Source organism: Mycobacterium sp. NPDC003323 (genome assembly GCF_053589535.1).
In genome coordinates, this window is record NZ_JBSFSB010000002.1 from 245,534 (window position 1) to 261,937 (window position 16,404).

15 protein-coding genes and 1 tRNA gene are annotated in these 16,404 nt (G+C 66.2%); 12 read left to right on the forward strand and 4 right to left on the reverse strand.

Annotated elements, in window-relative coordinates:
- Window positions 1–23: 23 nt before the first annotated feature.
- The 7 genes from ACWDUN_RS07945 to ACWDUN_RS07975 all read left to right on the forward strand — a co-directional run bounded on the left by ACWDUN_RS07945 (window position 24) and on the right by ACWDUN_RS07975 (window position 8,405).
- Complete coding sequence (locus ACWDUN_RS07945) at window positions 24–434, forward strand: nuclear transport factor 2 family protein (RefSeq protein WP_449926986.1); 411 nt, start codon at window positions 24–26, stop codon at window positions 432–434.
- Window positions 431–1,276, forward strand: coding sequence for an ergot alkaloid biosynthesis protein (locus tag ACWDUN_RS07950; RefSeq protein WP_449926989.1), 846 nt, complete (start codon window positions 431–433; stop codon window positions 1,274–1,276). The genes ACWDUN_RS07945 and ACWDUN_RS07950 overlap by 4 nt, the downstream gene beginning before the upstream one ends.
- A gap of 104 nt (window positions 1,277–1,380) precedes the next feature.
- Window positions 1,381–2,268 carry an oxygenase MpaB family protein gene (locus ACWDUN_RS07955; protein WP_449926991.1) on the forward strand — a complete coding sequence of 296 codons (888 nt, stop codon included), beginning with the start codon at window positions 1,381–1,383 and terminating at the stop codon, window positions 2,266–2,268.
- A 70-nt stretch (window positions 2,269–2,338) separates the two neighbouring features.
- A complete protein-coding gene (locus ACWDUN_RS07960; RefSeq protein ID WP_449926994.1) occupies window positions 2,339–3,703 on the forward strand; it encodes an NAD(P)/FAD-dependent oxidoreductase in 1,365 nt (454 codons plus the stop codon).
- A gap of 120 nt (window positions 3,704–3,823) precedes the next feature.
- Window positions 3,824–5,311, forward strand: a complete 1,488-nt coding sequence (locus ACWDUN_RS07965; protein WP_449926997.1) for a PE-PPE domain-containing protein — start codon at window positions 3,824–3,826, stop codon at window positions 5,309–5,311.
- Window positions 5,312–5,528: 217 nt separating this feature from the next.
- A complete protein-coding gene (locus tag ACWDUN_RS07970; RefSeq protein ID WP_449927000.1) occupies window positions 5,529–7,349 on the forward strand; it encodes an Ig-like domain-containing protein in 1,821 nt (606 codons plus the stop codon).
- Window positions 7,350–7,430: 81 nt separating this feature from the next.
- Window positions 7,431–8,405, forward strand: a complete 975-nt coding sequence (locus ACWDUN_RS07975; RefSeq protein ID WP_449927002.1) for a YihY/virulence factor BrkB family protein — start codon at window positions 7,431–7,433, stop codon at window positions 8,403–8,405.
- 27 nt (window positions 8,406–8,432) lie between these two features.
- Here ACWDUN_RS07975 and ACWDUN_RS07980 read toward each other — a convergent pair.
- Both ACWDUN_RS07980 and ACWDUN_RS07985 read right to left on the reverse strand, forming a co-directional pair.
- Window positions 8,433–8,506, reverse strand: a tRNA-Leu gene (locus tag ACWDUN_RS07980).
- 20 nt (window positions 8,507–8,526) lie between these two features.
- On the reverse strand, window positions 8,527–9,738 hold the full coding sequence (locus ACWDUN_RS07985; RefSeq protein WP_449927005.1) for a tyrosine-type recombinase/integrase: 1,212 nt from the start codon (window positions 9,736–9,738) through the stop codon (window positions 8,527–8,529).
- 186 nt (window positions 9,739–9,924) lie between these two features.
- Here ACWDUN_RS07985 and ACWDUN_RS07990 point away from each other — a divergent pair, with 186 nt between their 5' ends.
- The 3 genes from ACWDUN_RS07990 to ACWDUN_RS08000 all read left to right on the forward strand — a co-directional run bounded on the left by ACWDUN_RS07990 (window position 9,925) and on the right by ACWDUN_RS08000 (window position 12,366).
- On the forward strand, window positions 9,925–10,122 hold the full coding sequence (locus ACWDUN_RS07990; protein ID WP_449927008.1) for a helix-turn-helix transcriptional regulator: 198 nt from the start codon (window positions 9,925–9,927) through the stop codon (window positions 10,120–10,122).
- Window positions 10,123–10,256: 134 nt separating this feature from the next.
- A complete protein-coding gene (locus ACWDUN_RS07995) occupies window positions 10,257–11,819 on the forward strand; it encodes an ATP-binding protein (protein WP_449927011.1) in 1,563 nt (520 codons plus the stop codon).
- Between the two features lie 76 nt (window positions 11,820–11,895).
- Window positions 11,896–12,366 (forward strand): transposase, encoded by a 471-nt coding sequence (locus tag ACWDUN_RS08000; RefSeq protein ID WP_449927014.1) that lies wholly within the window; start codon window positions 11,896–11,898, stop codon window positions 12,364–12,366.
- Window positions 12,367–12,369: 3 nt separating this feature from the next.
- Here ACWDUN_RS08000 and ACWDUN_RS08005 read toward each other — a convergent pair whose 3' ends face one another.
- The gene (locus tag ACWDUN_RS08005) at window positions 12,370–13,233 is read right to left on the reverse strand and encodes a hypothetical protein (RefSeq protein ID WP_449927017.1); all 864 of its coding nucleotides are present in this window, start codon (window positions 13,231–13,233) and stop codon (window positions 12,370–12,372) included.
- A gap of 289 nt (window positions 13,234–13,522) precedes the next feature.
- On the opposite strand from ACWDUN_RS08005, the gene ACWDUN_RS08010 reads away from it, so the two are divergent.
- Window positions 13,523–14,884: an IS21/IS408/IS1162 family transposase gene (locus ACWDUN_RS08010; RefSeq protein ID WP_449927020.1), complete on the forward strand. Its 1,362-nt coding sequence runs from the start codon at window positions 13,523–13,525 to the stop codon at window positions 14,882–14,884.
- Window positions 14,881–15,729, forward strand: a complete 849-nt coding sequence (istB, locus tag ACWDUN_RS08015; RefSeq protein ID WP_449927023.1) for an IS21-like element helper ATPase IstB — start codon at window positions 14,881–14,883, stop codon at window positions 15,727–15,729. The genes ACWDUN_RS08010 and istB overlap by 4 nt, the downstream gene beginning before the upstream one ends.
- Here the strand turns inward: istB and ACWDUN_RS08020 are convergent.
- Window positions 15,721–16,077, reverse strand: coding sequence for a hypothetical protein (locus ACWDUN_RS08020; RefSeq protein WP_449927026.1), 357 nt, complete (start codon window positions 16,075–16,077; stop codon window positions 15,721–15,723). The genes istB and ACWDUN_RS08020 overlap by 9 nt on opposite strands.
- Between the last annotated feature and the right edge of the window lie 327 nt (window positions 16,078–16,404).

A 16,404-nucleotide genomic window follows, 5' to 3' on the forward strand; every position in this document is an offset into this window, starting at 1 on the left:
GTTCCATTCATGGAGGTGTTCAGATGAACGATGCCCAGCGCGCCCACACCAATGCCGTCATCGACCGGGCCTTCGAACTGCTACTCAGCCAGGACATGGCCGCCTTCGCCATGTTGTGGGCGCCCGCCGGAATCATGGAGTTTCCGTTCGCCGGCCCCGGACAGCCGCGCAGGTTGGACGGTCGCGCGGCCGTCACCGACTATCTCGCCGGTTACACCGACATGCTCGATCTGCGGGCCATCCCCGTTCAGACGCGGCACCAGACGCTGGATCCGCAGACGGTGATCGTGGAGTTCGAGGCCGAGGGGATCGCCGTGGCGGCGCAGCGGCCGTACCGCTTGGGCTACATCGCCGTGATCACAGTGACCACCGACGGCATCGCGTCCTATCGGGACTACTGGAGTCCGGCCGCCGCGGCCGAGGCGCTGGGATGACGCCGGTTCTGGTCACCGGCGCGACCGGCAACACCGGGTCGCTGGTATGGCGTGAGCTCGCCCGGGCCGGCGTCGTGGTGCGTGCGGCAAGCCGCGATCCCGGCCCGTCCGGGGTGCGCTTCGACTGGGCCGACCCGGGCACCCATCCCGCGGCCCTGGCCGGGGTGGAACGGATGTATCTCGTTGCGCCGGTGGGCGTCGCGGAACCGGCGCCGATCGTCGGTCCGGTGTTGGAGCGGGGTCTGCGCGACGGCCTGCGGCGGGTGGTGCTGCTCAGTTCGTCGGCCACCGAGCCGAGCGACACCGGCCTGGGTGCGTTGCATCGGCTGGTGACCGAACTGGTGCCGGAATGGGCGATCCTGAGACCGTCCTGGTTCATGTCGAACTTCGTCGGCGACCACCCCGTCGCGACCGGCCTGCAGTCGGGCACGCTGACCACCGCCACCGGTGACGGCCGGGTCGGTTTCGTCGACGTGGCCGATATCGCCTCGGTGGCAACAGTATTGCTCCGCCGGGATGCCGCTCCCAACGACGAGTTCATCCTGACCGGGCCGCAGGCGCTCAGCTATGCCGAGGTGTGCGCGACCTACTCGTGCGTGACCGGCCGCGCGGCCAAGCATGTGAGCGTCACCGCCGCCGAACGCATCACCCAGCTGATTGCATCTGGGTTGTCCCCCGACTTCGCGCAGATTCTCGCCGGCATGGATGCGAGCATCAGCCGTGGGTCCGAGGACCGGGTGACCGACACAGTCCACCAGATCACCGGCCGCCTACCGCGTTCGCTTGAGGAGTTCCTGTCGCATCGCTTTCGTCGATCGGGACGACCGAACTGTCACCGCTGACAATGGGCCGGGCAAGCTGCCGTCCGCAGGTGATCGCGGCCAGTTCGGACCCAACCCAACCACATTTTGATATCGCTGACCGGGCGACACGTACCGTCGTAGTCATGGTGCTGGAGCGGGAAGTGGGTGCGATCCGGGACGGTTTGGGTCGCGCGTTGTTCGGGTTGGTCGCCGGACCGGACGGGCCGGACAACCGGGCCCGGATCCACGAGACGCCGGGACCCCGGTGGTTCGCCGAGGATCGGCCGATCCGCCGGGTCCATGCCGACGCCTCGATGTTCGTCGGTGGGTTGCGCGCGCTGCTGTTGCAGTCGCTGCATCCGTTGGCCATGGCCGGCGTCGCCGAGCACTCCGACTATCGCGGCGATCCGTGGGGACGCCTGCAGCGCACCAGCACCTTCCTGGCGGAGACCACGTTCGGGCCGGCCACCGACGCCCAGCGTGCCGTCGACAAGGTCCGTGGCATCCACCGCCGCGTCCACGGGGTGGCACCGGACTTCACACCCTATGCAGCCTCCGACCCGCACCTGCTGGAGTGGGTGCACATCGCCGAGGTCGACAGCTTCCTGCTGGCCCATCAGCTCTACGGCGCCCAACCGCTGGACCCGGCCGGATGCGACGCGTACGTCGCCGATACCGCCCGCGTCGCCGAAGCACTCGGCGTGCCGGATCCGCCGCGGACCAGGCACGAGTTGCGCGAGCGCATCGAGGCCTATCGGCCGGAGCTGCGCAGCACCGCCGCGGCGCGCGAAGCCGCCCGTTTCCTGTTGCTGACCCCGCCGTTGCCGTTGCCGGCCCGCGCACCGTATGGGGTGCTGGCCACGACCTCGGTGGCGATGCTGCCGAGCTGGGCGCGAAAGCCGTTGTGGCTGCCCTACTTTCCGCCGCTGGAGGCGACGGTGGTGCGGATGTCCGGCCGCATCCTGGTCGGTGGCATCCGGTGGGTGTTGACGGCGCGGCGCGCTGAACAGGAGCAGACAGCGTCGGCCTGACCAGAGGTCCGCGCCCAGCCGAAACACCGGCGAACGCATGACTCGCACCACAACGGGGCATCCCGATTAGGTGACGACGACACAACGACCCAAGGTACTGATCATCGGCGGCGGGTTCGGCGGGCTGTTCTGCGCGCGGCGACTCGCCCGCCTCGACGTCGACGTGACGGTGCTGGACCGTTCGGCGAGCCACCTGTTCCAGCCGTTGCTCTACCAATGCGCGACCGGCAAGCTGAGCATCGGGCACATCAGCCGACCGCTGCGCGAGGAGTTCGCCCGCCACCACAACGTGCGGGCGCTGCTGGGCGAGGCCATCGAGCTGGACCCCGACGCGCACACCGTCACTGCCCTGCGACCCGACGAGACGGAGTTCACCATCGACTACGACGTGCTGGTGCTCGCCGCCGGCATGCGGCAGTCCTATATGGGCAACGAGCGCTTTGCCGAATGGGCGCCGGGAATGAAGACGCTCGACGATGCGCTGGAGATCCGTCAGCGGGTGCTCACCGCGTTCGAGATCGCCGAGACCCTGCCACCGGGACCGGAACGGACCAGCTGGCTGACGTTCGCCGTCGCAGGCGGCGGACCGACCGGTGTCGAACTGGCCGGCCAGATCCGCGAGATGGCGACCCACACCCTGGCCCACGAGTTCCACAGCATCCAACCGCGCGAGGCCCGGGTGCTGCTGTTCGACGGCGGCGACCGGGTCCTGAAGACGTTTGCCCCGCAGCTGTCGACGAAGGCGCAAGACACCCTGCAGGGGCTCGGCGTCGAGATGCACTTCGGCGTGCACGTCACCGATGTGCGCCGCGACGGTGTGACCATCACGCCGAAAAAGGATGGCGAGTCAACGGATTTCGCGACGCGCACGGTGTTCTGGACCGCGGGGGTGGAGGCCGTGCCATTCGCCCGCCATGTCGCCGCGACGCTCGGCGCCACGACCGACCGCGGTGGCCGCATCGCCGTCGAACCGGATCTGACGATCGCCGGGCATCCCGAGATATTCGTCATCGGTGACCTCGCCGGCCGGGACAAGCTGCCCGGTGTCGCCGAGAACGCGATGCAGGGCGGCTGGCACGCCGCGGCATGTATCCGGCGCGATCTCGAAGGACGACCCCGGCGCGCCTACCGCTACCGCGACCTCGGATCGGCGGCATACATCAGCCACCGCAACGCGATCCTGCAGGTGGGGCCGCTGCGGGTGGCCGGTGCGCCGGGCTGGCTGGCGTGGGGGCTGATCCACATCGCGTTTTTGACCGGTGTGAGCAACCGGATCAGCACCGTCGCGACCTGGCTGGCCTCGCTGGCGCGTCGCGGCCGCTATCACCGGGCCTTCATGCTCGGCGAGCACGACCGCCCGCAACAGCGCTACACGTACGCCAACTGGGATCCCGAGGAACCGTTCCGCCATATCCGCGGCAACGTCGCGCAGTGAGGACCGCGGCCCACCGGCATCCGATCCGACCCGAGTAGTCCGATACTCACACCGCCCGGCCCCGCTACCAGCACAATGCGAACTCAAGTGCTGGAGTTCGACACGGGCTGCGGGGGGATCATGAGTAACGGGCTGGGCTTCGGATTCGTACGGTCGGCCGTCGTGGCGCTGACGCTGTCACTCGGCTTCTGGCTGGTGGCACCTCCCGGTTCCGCCGGGGCGGTCACCGCGCTCATGATGGGCGGCACCACCCAGCCCTATCCCGATCGGGTGAACGGCTACATGGACACGACGTCCCGTCGTTACCTCGATCCGGTGTCGCCGTGCAAGGTGAGCACGTGCACGTTGCAGCCGGTCTACATCCCGAATGAGGCGTCACCGATCTACACCGACGGGATGGCATTCGGCCCGTCGGTGGTCGTGGGGACGGGTTTGCTCGAGGCCGCCGTGCGGTTGGCGCTAGCCCAGACCGACGAGCAGATCGTGGTGTTCGGCAATTCCCAGAGCGCGACGGTGGCCACCGAGGTGAAGCGGCTGCTGGGCGCCGACGCCACCGTCGACAAGAGCCGGCTCAGCTTCGTGATGATCGGTAATCCGAACCGGCCGAACGGCGGTTTCATGCAGCGGTTCTTCCCGGGCGAGGTCCCGATCTTCGAGTACGTGCCCAAGGGCACGCCGGCCAACGACACGGGGATGACGACCACCGATATCGCCTTCCACTACGACATCGCCGCCGATTTTCCCCGGTATCCGCTCAATCTGCTCGCCGTGCTGAATGTGTTCGTGGGCATGGCCGTTCACGGCGCCTACGACGACAAGGTGAATCCGAACGGTTACACCGAGGAGGAGCTGCAGGCTCAGATCAACGATCCGAAGAATCGGATCGTCATCGGCGACACCACCTATGTCACCATCCCGACCAAGGTGCTGCCGCTGGCACAGGCGATCCGCGGAATCGGTCACAGCACGGGCACCAGCGCGATCCTCACTCCGCTGGCCGACCTGCTGGAGCCGGTGTTGCGGGTGCTCGTCGAGCTGGGCTATGACCGCAGCACCCCTGCGGCGGTGCAGCGGTCCTTCGGCCTGTTGCCGGCCGTCAACCCGTTGAAAGTGCTCAAAGATCTCGGCGACGCCATCGGCCAGGGCGTGCACGACATGGTGACCAATATCGCTGCGCGTCAGCGTGGTACGTCCGGCCAGCAGCCGACAGAGCCCGCTACCACTGCCCCGGAACCGTCGGCGGCGCTGCAGTTCTCACCCCAGGCAGAACTGGAGCCCGCTTCGCGGCGCGCCGACTTGCAGACCCCGACGATCGATGACGACGATGCGGACGATCGAGAGCCGATCCGGACCCTCGATACCGAGGACCGGAACACCGACCTGCTCGACGGCTCGGACGATGACGGCGATACCGCGGTCGATCTGCTGACCGGGTCGGGTGCCGGTGACGACGACGCGTCCAACTCGCCGGCACGCGATGACGACGAGACCGTCACCGACGGCTCCGACGACGACTCCCCCGAGGAAGCCCACGGCGACGATGCGGACGCAGACGGGGGCACCGGCGGCGACGACGAGCCGTCGGAGGCGACCCCGTCGCAGGAGTGACCGCAAGCCGCGGATCCGATCCCGAGGCAATCCGCCGTCGGGCAAATGTGCGAACACACGCCCCGTAGCGGATAGAGTCTGCCCATATTGACGAGGGGGACAAATCGTGACGGGACACAATCCGATCCGCGCTGCGAAGCACCGACGGCCGGGACGCCGGCGGGCTGAGGGCCTGCCGGTCAGGTATTGGCTGGCAGCAGGCGCTGCGTCAGCCGGGATGACGGCGACACTGTGGGGCCTGACGCTTGTCGGTCCCGAGATTGCGGTCGCCGCCGCGGATGACGGTGTCTCGTCGAGCTCGAGCAGCACCGGCGGTGCGGACTCATCCGATAGCGGCAACGCCGGACCATCCGCCGATGAAGGTAGTTCCTCCGGTGGGGATGACGACCGAACGGCCGCGCCGGGGTCGGGCACCGCGCAGACCGACGACGAATCCGACGACGAATCCGACGCGCCCTCGGTCTCGAAGGACGACGAGGACGAAGACGGCGACGAGGGCGGTATCGCCGAGCCGGAGTCGCGCCTGGCAACCGCATCGACGGACCCGACGCCGCGGCGCTACGCGGCCGCGCCGGCCGACCGGACCGAGGACATCGACACCGAGGCGCAGCCCCACGCCACGGTGAGCGACGCCGCCGCCGACCCGCAGCCGGAACCGGCCGCGTTGGCCACTGCTCCCCCGGCCGAACCGGTGCCGGCGCCCAGCGATGTCGAGACGGTGACCCCGACGCACAACGCGGTCGTCGCACTCAACCGGCCCAGCTTCGGGCGGCAGTTGGTGGCCAACCAGATCTCGGCGTTGATGGGCACCGGACGAACCCTGATCTCGATCCTGCCCGTCGCCAATCCGGTGAAGGACTGGCTCAACGACTCACTCAACGGGACGCGCCGCACGCTGTTCAACCAGGCGCCGTGGCTCAGCCCCTTCCAGGTCAATGCGCAGGGATCGGTTCCGATCGTCGGCTCGCTGGGTGCTGTCGACCTCGAGGGCGATGTGATCCGGTACAAGGTCGTCACGGCACCGCTGTCGGGCACCTTGATCATCGAGGATGACGGGACCTTCACCTATACGCCGCATGAGGGGTTCACCGGCGTCGACAACTTCGTCATCTCCGCGAGCGACCTGGGCAACCACATCAACCTGCTCGATCCGTTCCGCAGCGCGAGCACGCGCGCCTCGCTGCTGGTGAATCAGAACGCGGTCACCTTCGTCTTCAACTACACCAGGGGCTCGCAGTACTGGACTCCCGAGGCGCGCAGCGCCTTGCAGCGGGCGGCCAACAATCTGATGGGCCAGTTCATCGTGACCACCCCGGTGGTCATCGACTACGACATCATCGGCGAGAACTCTTTCGACACAGACAATTTGGCGTCCGCGGGTAGCCCGCTGATCGGGTCCGGAGCGGGCTTCTTCCCCACCGTGGTGCAGCACAAGTTGCTCACCGGGGCCGATGCCAACGGTGCGGCGGCCGACGGCGAGATCAACTGGAACTTCGCCTATCCGTGGGCCTTTGGCGATTTCGTGTCCAGCTTCCAATACGACTTCACCACCGTCGCGATGCACGAGTTCATGCACTCGCTGGGCTTCATGTCGTATGCGCAGCCGTCGGAGGCGGGTACGCAGCGACGCTGGACGCTCTACGACAAGTTCCTGCGCACCGCTGATGACACCAGCCTGATCGGCACCGACTTCCGGATGGATCCGGCGCTGGCCGCCAGCCTGACCGGGGCGCTCGGTGGCCTGTACTTCGGCGGCGCCGGCGCGGTGGGCGCCTACGGCACTTTGGTTCCGCTGTACGCGCCGTCGTCGTGGGTAGAGGGCAGTTCCGTCTCGCATCTGGACAGCACGGTGTTCACCGGGTCCAACCGGCAGTTGATGAACCCGCAGGTGCCCACCGGTACCGGGGTGCGGGCCCTAAGCGATATCGAGCGGGCCATCATGGAGGACCTGGGCTACACCCTGGCGCCGATCAATGTGACCTCGGCGCTGGCGCTCGTCGGCTTCGTGTTCCTGCGGCGCCGGCGGACGCTGGACTGACTGCCCGGGGACCGGTCGCAATCATCTCCTAAGCTCGGGGCGGTGGCGTCGGGCAGCGGGCGATGGGGGCCTTGGTCAGGGGTGTCACGATCGGCCCGGACTGCGCGCTCCAAGCTGTACCGACAAGGATCGGCGATCTTCGCGATGCTGCCGCATCCGGTGCAACAGACCTGCAGACTAGCCGACGGCACCGTGCGCGGGGCGCTCGACGACCGGGTGCCCGGGCTGGCTGCCGAAGCCGCGCTGTTCACATTGATCTCGCTGCCGGCGCTGCTGCTTGCCATCATCGGCTCGTTGGGATTTGTCGCCGAGGCGCTGGGGCCGGCGGGTACCCGCGAGTTGCGGGAACTGGTGTTAGAGATCCCCCGTCCGTTTCTCTCCGCTGCCACCTACGCGTCCTATGAGAACCTCATCGACACCGTGCTGGCCCACACGCGCGGCGGAGTTGTCTCGGCCGGCCTTCTGCTGAGCTTCTGGACCGGATCCCGTGCCACCAATCGCTTCCTCGAAACGATCACCATCGCCTACAACGTCGACCCTCCATCCAGCTGGCGACGTCGGCTGTTGGCACTTGGACTGACCTTCGGCGGCCTGCTCGGCGCCGTCGCGATCCTGCCGCCGATGGTGCTAGGTCCGCAGCTGATCAGGTCGATGTTGCCGGACGCGATTGCCAACTCCACGTTGCAACTGTTCGATCACTTGTTCTGGCCGATGATGGCGGTGCTGGTGCTGGCGGGCTTGGCCACGCTGTATCACGTCGGCGTGCCGTGGCGGACACCGTGGTTACGCGATCTGCCGGGCGCAGTGCTGGCGATGGCGCTGTGGCTGATCGCGTCCGCCGGGCTGCGCGCCTATCTGGCGTTCAGCGCGCGCGATGACGCGATTTTCCGGCAACTCGCTGTTCCGCTGGCGGTGGTGCTGTGGCTCTATCTCACCGCTTTCGTGGTGCTGTTGGGCGCCGAGCTCAACGCGGAGATCGAGCGGATGTGGCCACACCGAGAACACCCGTGGCGGATCCGCCGGTTGCGCCGCACGGGCTCGGACAACCCCAGCTGAATCCTGTCGTTGGCCGTCCCGGCCCAGTGCCCCCAGTCGGACTCGAACCGACACTTGGCGGATTTTAAGTCCGCTGCCTCTGCCAATTGGGCTATGGGGGCTTTGCAGCTCAGAGCATACTTTAGGCCGTTTCAGCCTTCCTCTGACGTCCCGAATACCGCAGCGATACCGCAGTGCTGTCGATGGCCTTGCCCAGCGCATCAGCCACACCGCTCAAATCGTCGTTGAGCAGGTGCCCATAACGATCGAGCGTCATGGCCGCCGTTGCATGCCCCAGGAGTCTCTGCACGACCTTGACGTTAGCGCCTGCACTGATCGCCAGTGACGCCGTGGTGTGTCTCAGGCCGTGCGGTACCAGCCCTTCGATGCCGACGTCTTCACACGCGTTGTCGAATGCCCAGCGGTACTCACCGAGTGGCAGGAACCCGCCCTTCCGACTGGGAAACACCAGCGCATTCGGGTCGGCGGGCAGCTCAGCCTTGAGTTTCTTCCAGACAGGTTCGGGCACGGGCACGTGGCGATCCCGCTTCGTCTTGGTCGTCGACTCCACGATGCCCTTGCCGGTGACCGCCGTTGCAGACGAGCGCACCGTCAGCACCCGGTCCCCCACATGCCGGCGCCGCAATGCAACGGCTTCGCCGAACCTCAATCCGCAGTACCCCAGGACCAGCGTCAGCGTCTCGAACCGATCGGCAGCCTTGGCCAGCATCAACAGCTCGGAATGGCTCAGATATCGCCGCTCACGCTCCGCTTGCTCGGGAAGATCCTCGTCCCGCTTGATCTCCAACGCGACGTTCTTCGCCACCTTGCCAGTCCGTTGGGCGTACTTCAGGACAGCACCTACCAGCTGATGCGCTTGGTTGATCCGACTTGCCGATAAACCTGCTCCGCGTTGCCCACCGTCGACCGACAGCGACCCCAACCAGGTTGAATAGGACTCGTAGTCAAGCCTTTTCAGCGGAACACCTTCCCACTTCGGCAGCACCACGGTGTCGAGCAACGAGCGATATCCTGCGACGGTTTTCGGCTTACGGTGCTGTTTGGTGGCGAACCACTGCTCGGCCACTGACCCGAACGTCTCCGCGCTCTTCCTCGGGTCAACATACTCACCGCGCTGAAGATCAGCGGTCAGGCCGTTGAGGTACGCCTGCGCATCCGGCTTGCGCTGGAAACTCTTGGTGCGTTCGGCACCTGTGCTGTCGACCCATCTGACGCGCCAGCGCGAGACCTTGCCGTAGACCGCAGACCGCTCCGTGCGCATCGTCCCGTTCGGGTCCTTGACGCGCTTGCGCCAGCGGTCGTCGATTCCTGCCCGTTCGTTCCGGGTGATCACGAAACAACCGTACCGCAGCGATCCGTCGTTGTGATCCGCTTTGCAATCCGCAAGCAGGTGTCTTCGTCGGTTGGGCCCGCCCGATTCGGACAATTTTTCTACGGATGTGCTTGCGGTGGTGGACAGCTCCTTTGTACCCGGTCACTGTTGGCTCAGCTAAATCAATCGTGATTCAGGAGGAATCTCATGGAACTACTAGGAGCTAGGGAAGTCTCAGATCTAACCGGCGTGCCAGTTGGGACGCTGCGATACTGGCGCCATTCGGATATCGGTCCGGCGAGCTTCACATTGGGCCGCCGGGTCGTGTATCGACGCGATGAGGTTCTGCGATGGATCTCCGAGCGGGAGACTGCAACCCGCCGCGGAGGCGGCGACGCCGCGTGATGCTCACTCGTTAGAAAGACCTCGGGGTCTAGCCCGAGGTCTTTCGTTCGAACCACCCGATCGCTCAACCGGAAGTTCCCCATGAGAATAGCCCGTCATCCCCGCCTACAGAAGCACCGCACGCGGGAAAACCCATGAGCGCCAACCACGAGAGCGACAAGAAGTCAGTCGCCGCGCGCCTGGTAGCCATGGCTCAAGAACGGTATCTCCTCGGCGTCTCCGAAGACGGAGAGCCTTTTGGCGCTGACCGTGCCCGCCCTCATATGGCGATTCTGCTGCGTGCGGGAAAGTCGGGGCTGCGCGCCGAACTCGCCTCCCGCTATTTCACCGAGACCGGAACGGTCGCCGGCGGCCAGGCCCTCAGCGACGCCACCCTGGTTCTTGAAGGTCTGGCCGCCAACCAGCCACCCGAGAGGCTGCATCTCCGCGTCGCCGAACTTCACGGGACCAGCTACATCGACACCGGACGAACCGACGGGAAGGTCATTCGCGTCCGAGCAGGCACCTGGTCGGTGATCGACACCGCCCCGGTACGGTTCCTGCGCACCAAGCTGACCGCGGCCATGCCCCTACCGCCCCCGGCCGGGGACCTGTACCGGTTGTGGGATTTCATCAACGTCGCCCTCGCAGACCGTCCCGTGCTGCTCGCGGCACTCACCGCGGCACTGGTCCAGGGCGATGTGCCGCACCCAGTGTTGGCACTTTTCGCCGAGCAGGGCAGTGCAAAGACCACGACGACGCGCATGTTGGTCGACCTCATCGACCCCTCCCCCGTTCCGCTGCGCCAGGCGCCGCGCGACGCCGACTCCTGGGTGACCGCCGCCTCCGGCTCCTGGGTGGTCGCTCTGGACAACCTCTCAGCGATCCCGCCTTGGTTATCGGACTCGCTGTGCCGCGCCGCCACCGGCGACGGCAACGTCAAACGTGCGCTCTACACCGACGCCGACCTCGCCGTGGTCAAGTTCCGCCGCTGCATCATCATCAATGGCATCGACGTCGGCGCGGTGCGTCCCGACCTCGCTGAACGCATGGCGATGATCGATTTACGACGCATTGACCGCCACGTGCGAAAGCCAGAGGCCACGATGCGACAACAGTGGGAGGAAGCTCGACCAAGCATTTTGAGCGGGCTTCTCGATTTGGCTGCTCGCGTGCATCACCGTCTAGAGACCGTCCACCTCGACGATGCGCCACGGATGGCGGATTTCGGTCGCGTGCTGGCATGCGTCGACGAGATTCTGTTCTCGGATGGCCTGCGTCGCTATATGTCGCGTGCGGACCAGCTGTCTGAGGACAGCCTCTCCGCCGACCCGTTCGTCGAACGCCTGCGCCACCACACCCGCGAACCGTTGTGCGGGAAGTCCGGTGTCGACCTGCTCGCGTTGATCACGCCGATGAGCGGTGACTGGCGACGACCCAAGGAATGGCCCAGGAACGGCCGCGACGTCACGAGCCTCCTCCGAAGGCACGCGCCGGCGCTGCGGAAACTCGGATGGGCGATCGAGGACGACGGGGCACGCAACCACCGCAACGTCCTGCAGTGGACCATCTACCCCCCACCCAAAGACGTGGCTGCCCACCAAGCCTCGCAACCCTCGCGTCCCTCGCTGCTGCGGCCCGGCCCTTCAGCAGGGCCCGGGACCGAGCACCCAGCGACCTCGCTAACCGACGAGCACCGCGACAACCTCTCCGCATAGCGGCACACTGCTCTCGAAGATTCGACTTGTCGGTGCCTGCAGGCAGTATCAGGACAGCCTGGAGGGAGCAGCTGTCATGAGCCTGCACGACGACCTGGAGAACTTGGCCACTGCCGCGGTCAGCGATTGGCCCGAGATCAGCTTCTCCGGCCAGCTCGATGCCGCAATCCGCGACCTCTACCGAACACATCTACCCTTCCCGCAGTTCTGGACCCTAGAGGAGCGCGAAGAGTACGTCGAAGAATGGGCCAGTTTCGATTATCAACGGTTGGCCACGCAGTTCGACGACGCCAGCGACATCGTGATCGACCGGTTCGGCCGGCAGAACGGATATCTGCCGCAGTCTGAGGACGCGGCAGAGATGATCGCCGAAGCACGCAAGGAAGCCGTCTACGAATTGGACGCGAGTATCGCCTACCTTGCCGAAGACCTCGCCCAGAAGGCGATCCATACGGCGGGCCGTACCGTCTCGAGCATGACCGGGTGCAGTCCGACCGCACGACGTTCGCGAAGAAAGTCAAAACGCAGGCGTCGCCGGACCAGGTGATTATTACCAATCGCGGTGCGGATGAACGGCATTGGATAGCTCCCGCGCAGCCGTCAGTGTCGCACGGTCAAGCTTCTTGAGCCGAGCCTGCTCCACCAAGCGTGCAAGCAACCCGCGTAGGGCCTCGCCGTCGTCGAGGACTTTGTTCGCGGCGTCCATCGGTGCGACGGCCCCGCGCGGCTCGGCTGTTTCTGCCGAGCGCTGCTGCGGAGCTGCGGCTTTCGGTACTTCGATCACGCGAATCGGCGCCCCATATCGCTGTGCGGCGTTGCGTGCTGCCGATGCGTCCCGACGACAAGTATCCGAGCAATATAGCCGGCGACGGCCGCGTCGAGGAGCAGCGTCTTCATCGAGCATGGCTGCATCACAGCGGATGCACCGGGTCGGATCGTAGGCACCAGTGCCACCGCTTGATAATCCCGCCGCCGCATCTTCTGAGCGCGGATCGAGGCCGATCGGGTCGGGATCGGATCGTCCATTCGCCCCCGACGACGCTGATCGGCCTTGCCTGCCCGTATCACCGGATCGCGCCCGCCGCAGCGCGGTCTGAAGCTCGCGACCGTCCACGCCGGCGAGTTCTGCGATCTGCGCCAAATTCTGGCCGCGAGCCCGCATCTGCTCGATGACGATTTGAAGTCCGCGGAAGTGACAGGACCGCCTCTTCACCGCATCAGCGCGGATGCTCTCGGCAGCGTGGTCGAAACGCTTGCGTTCCCAAGTGTCGACCGCACCAACGCGGTGCAGAATTGCCCGAATCTCCTCGGCTCCGGCCGCATTGGCTCGATCACGCCGAGCCCGCTCTTCGTTCTTCTTGCGCTGCAGTTCGACCGCTCGGTACCGCGCCCGCAGCTTCTCGTTCGCGCTCATGCCTCGAACGTACGAAGCTCCGGGCGAAATAGTCCACCACCATAGTCATATTCGCGCATATCCGGGATATCGCGCGTACACCAACCGGCGACGAAAAATGCCTCTGGAACCGCGGATCAACGCGCGTACGACACAGCCAGCCGAAGTTCATTTGACCGCGCTCGCTGAAATTCCCCACTGAGGCTCATCGAAATTCCCCACCTGTGTGGCTCCGCCGAGAAGGGCGGGCCTCCCTCGATGCTGCTGGTGTCTGACGCCAGTAGCTGTGTCGAAGGAGGCCCGCTTTCTCATGCTCACATGGGAGGACGACATGGAAGTACACGCCCTACGAAAACGTGGTTGGTCGATCTCTGCGATCGCCCGTCACACCGGCTTCGACCGCAAGACGGTCCGCAAGTATCTGGCCGGCGACACCGAGCCCGGGGTGCGGGCCCGGCCGGGCCCTGACCCGTTCGAGCCGTTCGTCGACTACGTGACCGCCCGACTGGTCGAGGACCCGCACCTGTGGGCCCGCACCCTCTACGACGAACTCGAAGACCTCGGCTTCGGGCTGTCGTATCAGAGCTTGACCCGCAATATCCGCACCCGCAGTCTGCGCCCGGCGTGCGAGGCCTGCCGCACCGCGGCAGACCGGCCCAACGCGGTCATCGCGCACCCGCCGGGTGAGGAAACCCAATGGGACTGGCTGGAATTGCCCGATCCACCCGCATCCTGGGGATGGGGCAAGAATGCGTTCCTGCTGGTCGGCTCGCTGGCGCATTCGGGCAAGTGGCGGGCGGTGCTCTCACCGTCGATGGATCAACCGCACCTGGTGGCCGCCATCGACCGCATCGTGCGCGGCCTGGGCGGGCTGACCCGCATCTGGCGGTTCGACCGGATGGCCACAGTCTGCGACCCAGGCTCGGGCCGGGTGACCGCCTCGTTAGCCGGGGTCGCCAAACACTACGGCGTCTCGGTAGCGATCTGCCCACCGCGACGCGGCAACCGCAAGGGTGTCGTGGAGAAGGTCAATCACACTGCCGCGCACCGCTGGTGGCGCACCCTGGCCGACGACCTGACCGTTGAGGCGGCCCAGGCCAGCGTGGACCGCTTCGCACGTCTGCGAGGTGACACCCGGATCCGGGCCACCACCGACGGGCGCTCCTCGGTCGCCATGGTCGCCAAAGCTGAGCCGCTGACCCCGGCACCAGTGACGCCGTATCCGGTGATCGTGTCCGAGGCCCGAACCGCGTCACGCCAAGCCCTGGTGTCCTACCGCGGCAACCGCTACTCGGTGCCACCAGAGTTGGCCGCCGCCCAGGTCACCGTCAGCCACCCCTTCGGTGGCCAGTACATCGACATCGCCACGATGACCGGCATCGTCGTGGCCCGCCACCACCGCGCCACAGACGGCCTCGGACTCATGGTCCGCGACAGCGGCCACATCATCGCCCTGGACACCGCGGCCATGGCCACCGCCACGACCGGGCGACCGCACCGCCGCAAGGAACGCATCCAACCCGGTGCAGCCGCCAAAGCTGCTGCCGCCCAACTACTCCAGACCACCACCGCCAACACCGTGGCCGCCGAAACCGCGGCTTCGGCAACCGATTCCACAGTCATCGACCTGTCCGCCTACGAGCGGGCCGCCCAGCGAAGGACCATCCAATGACACCCGCCCCACGCACCCCGAAAACCACCGCCACCCCTGAGGGCCCGTCGGCGGCGGCCAGCCGCTATCAGCAGTTGCGCTCGCACCTAGCCGAACTCAAACTGCACGCCGCCGCCGAAGCCCTGCCTGCAGTCCTGGACCAAGCCAGCGCCGAAAACCTCTCACTCACCGTCGCCCTGGAGCGGCTGCTGGCCGTGGAAGTCGACGCCAGCACCGCACGAAGGCTGGCCGGACGGCTACGGTTCGCCTGCCTACCCACCCCGGCCACGCTGGCTGACTTCGACGTCGATGCCGCCGCCGGCATCGACCGCAAGCTCATCGACGAACTCGGCACCTGCCGCTACCTGGAATCAGCGACCAACATCCTGCTCATCGGCCCACCCGGCACCGGCAAAACCCACCTCTCGGTCGGTCTGGCCCGCGCAGCCGCCCACGCCGGCTACCGCACCTACTTCACCACCGCCGCCGACCTGGCCGCCCGCTGCCACCGCGCCGCCATCGAAGGACGCTGGGCCACCACCATGCGCTTCTACGCCGGCCCCACACTGCTGGTCATCGACGAGCTCGGCTACCTGCCACTGCCCGCCGAAGCAGCATCGGCACTGTTTCAGGTTGTCTCCCAACGATACTTGAAAACCAGCATCGTCATCACCACCAACCGCGGAGTCGGCGCCTGGGGCGACATCCTCGGCGACACCACCGTCGCCGCCGCCATGCTCGATCGCCTCCTGCACCGATCGGTAGTCATCAACCTCGACGGCCAGTCCTACCGACTACGCGACCACCACGACGCCGCCGAAACCCTACGACGCACCACCACCGGCACCCGCCAACCACTACACTGACCGCTGCTCACAGGTGAGGAATTTCAACGAGCACACCTGGGGACTTTCGATGAGCGCCGTCACATTGACTTCCATGCTCGTGAGGTGGGCGATGTCGTCCAACGAGCTTCCATATTCGAGCATGCGCTCGACCTGCTTGCCGTACGTACTCAGAGCCTTGGTGAGTTCTGCCGAAGCCTCGGCGCGCTCAAGCTCGTCAATGTCGTCGCCACCCGCCGATAGCGTCTCAAGCTTCGACACCTTCACCTCGGCAATACCGGCCAGTGCATGTGTGAGAATCACGCCATCGGCCATGTTCGCCAGCGCTCGCTCGGTTTTCGAATTGTGGGTTCGCGCTTTTTCAACCATGGCCGAACCATAGAACCCCGCCCGCGTTTTCGGCCACCACCGCAGCCACATTCGCCCGCAAGTCAAACGAGTCGTCGACACGCTGGCTTCACGCGGTCACGCGCACTTGGTTCCGACCGACATCCTCTCCCCACCTACAAGAACATCGCGGCTGTCGCCTGCCAGCACCAGACGAAGCACACACCTCTTGCACTCTGGGGACGAAGGTCGCGAATCAACCTGAAGTTGACGCGTATATCTGGCGCATGGGACCAGCGCCGGATGCGCTTCATTGAACCACTTTCGTGTTCCTCCTGGTAGACGGATTTCGCTCGCAGGTGTGGTAAC

Excerpts from the sequence above, each read along its gene's own strand:
- ACWDUN_RS07945 (WP_449926986.1), top strand. The coding sequence starts at position 24 with ATGAACGATGCCCAGCGCGCCCACACCAATGCCGTCATCGACCGGGCC.
- ACWDUN_RS07950 (WP_449926989.1), top strand. The coding sequence starts at position 431 with ATGACGCCGGTTCTGGTCACCGGCGCGACCGGCAACACCGGGTCGCTG.
- ACWDUN_RS07955 (WP_449926991.1), top strand. The coding sequence starts at position 1,381 with ATGGTGCTGGAGCGGGAAGTGGGTGCGATCCGGGACGGTTTGGGTCGC.
- ACWDUN_RS07965 (WP_449926997.1), top strand. The coding sequence starts at position 3,824 with ATGAGTAACGGGCTGGGCTTCGGATTCGTACGGTCGGCCGTCGTGGCG.
- ACWDUN_RS07970 (WP_449927000.1), top strand. The coding sequence starts at position 5,529 with ATGACGGCGACACTGTGGGGCCTGACGCTTGTCGGTCCCGAGATTGCG.
- ACWDUN_RS07990 (WP_449927008.1), top strand. The coding sequence starts at position 9,925 with ATGGAACTACTAGGAGCTAGGGAAGTCTCAGATCTAACCGGCGTGCCA.
- ACWDUN_RS07995 (WP_449927011.1), top strand. The coding sequence starts at position 10,257 with ATGAGCGCCAACCACGAGAGCGACAAGAAGTCAGTCGCCGCGCGCCTG.
- ACWDUN_RS08000 (WP_449927014.1), top strand. The coding sequence starts at position 11,896 with ATGAGCCTGCACGACGACCTGGAGAACTTGGCCACTGCCGCGGTCAGC.
- ACWDUN_RS08005 (WP_449927017.1), bottom strand. The coding sequence starts at position 13,233 with ATGAGCGCGAACGAGAAGCTGCGGGCGCGGTACCGAGCGGTCGAACTG.
- ACWDUN_RS08010 (WP_449927020.1), top strand. The coding sequence starts at position 13,523 with ATGCTCACATGGGAGGACGACATGGAAGTACACGCCCTACGAAAACGT.
- istB (WP_449927023.1), top strand. The coding sequence starts at position 14,881 with ATGACACCCGCCCCACGCACCCCGAAAACCACCGCCACCCCTGAGGGC.
- ACWDUN_RS08020 (WP_449927026.1), bottom strand. The coding sequence starts at position 16,077 with ATGGTTGAAAAAGCGCGAACCCACAATTCGAAAACCGAGCGAGCGCTG.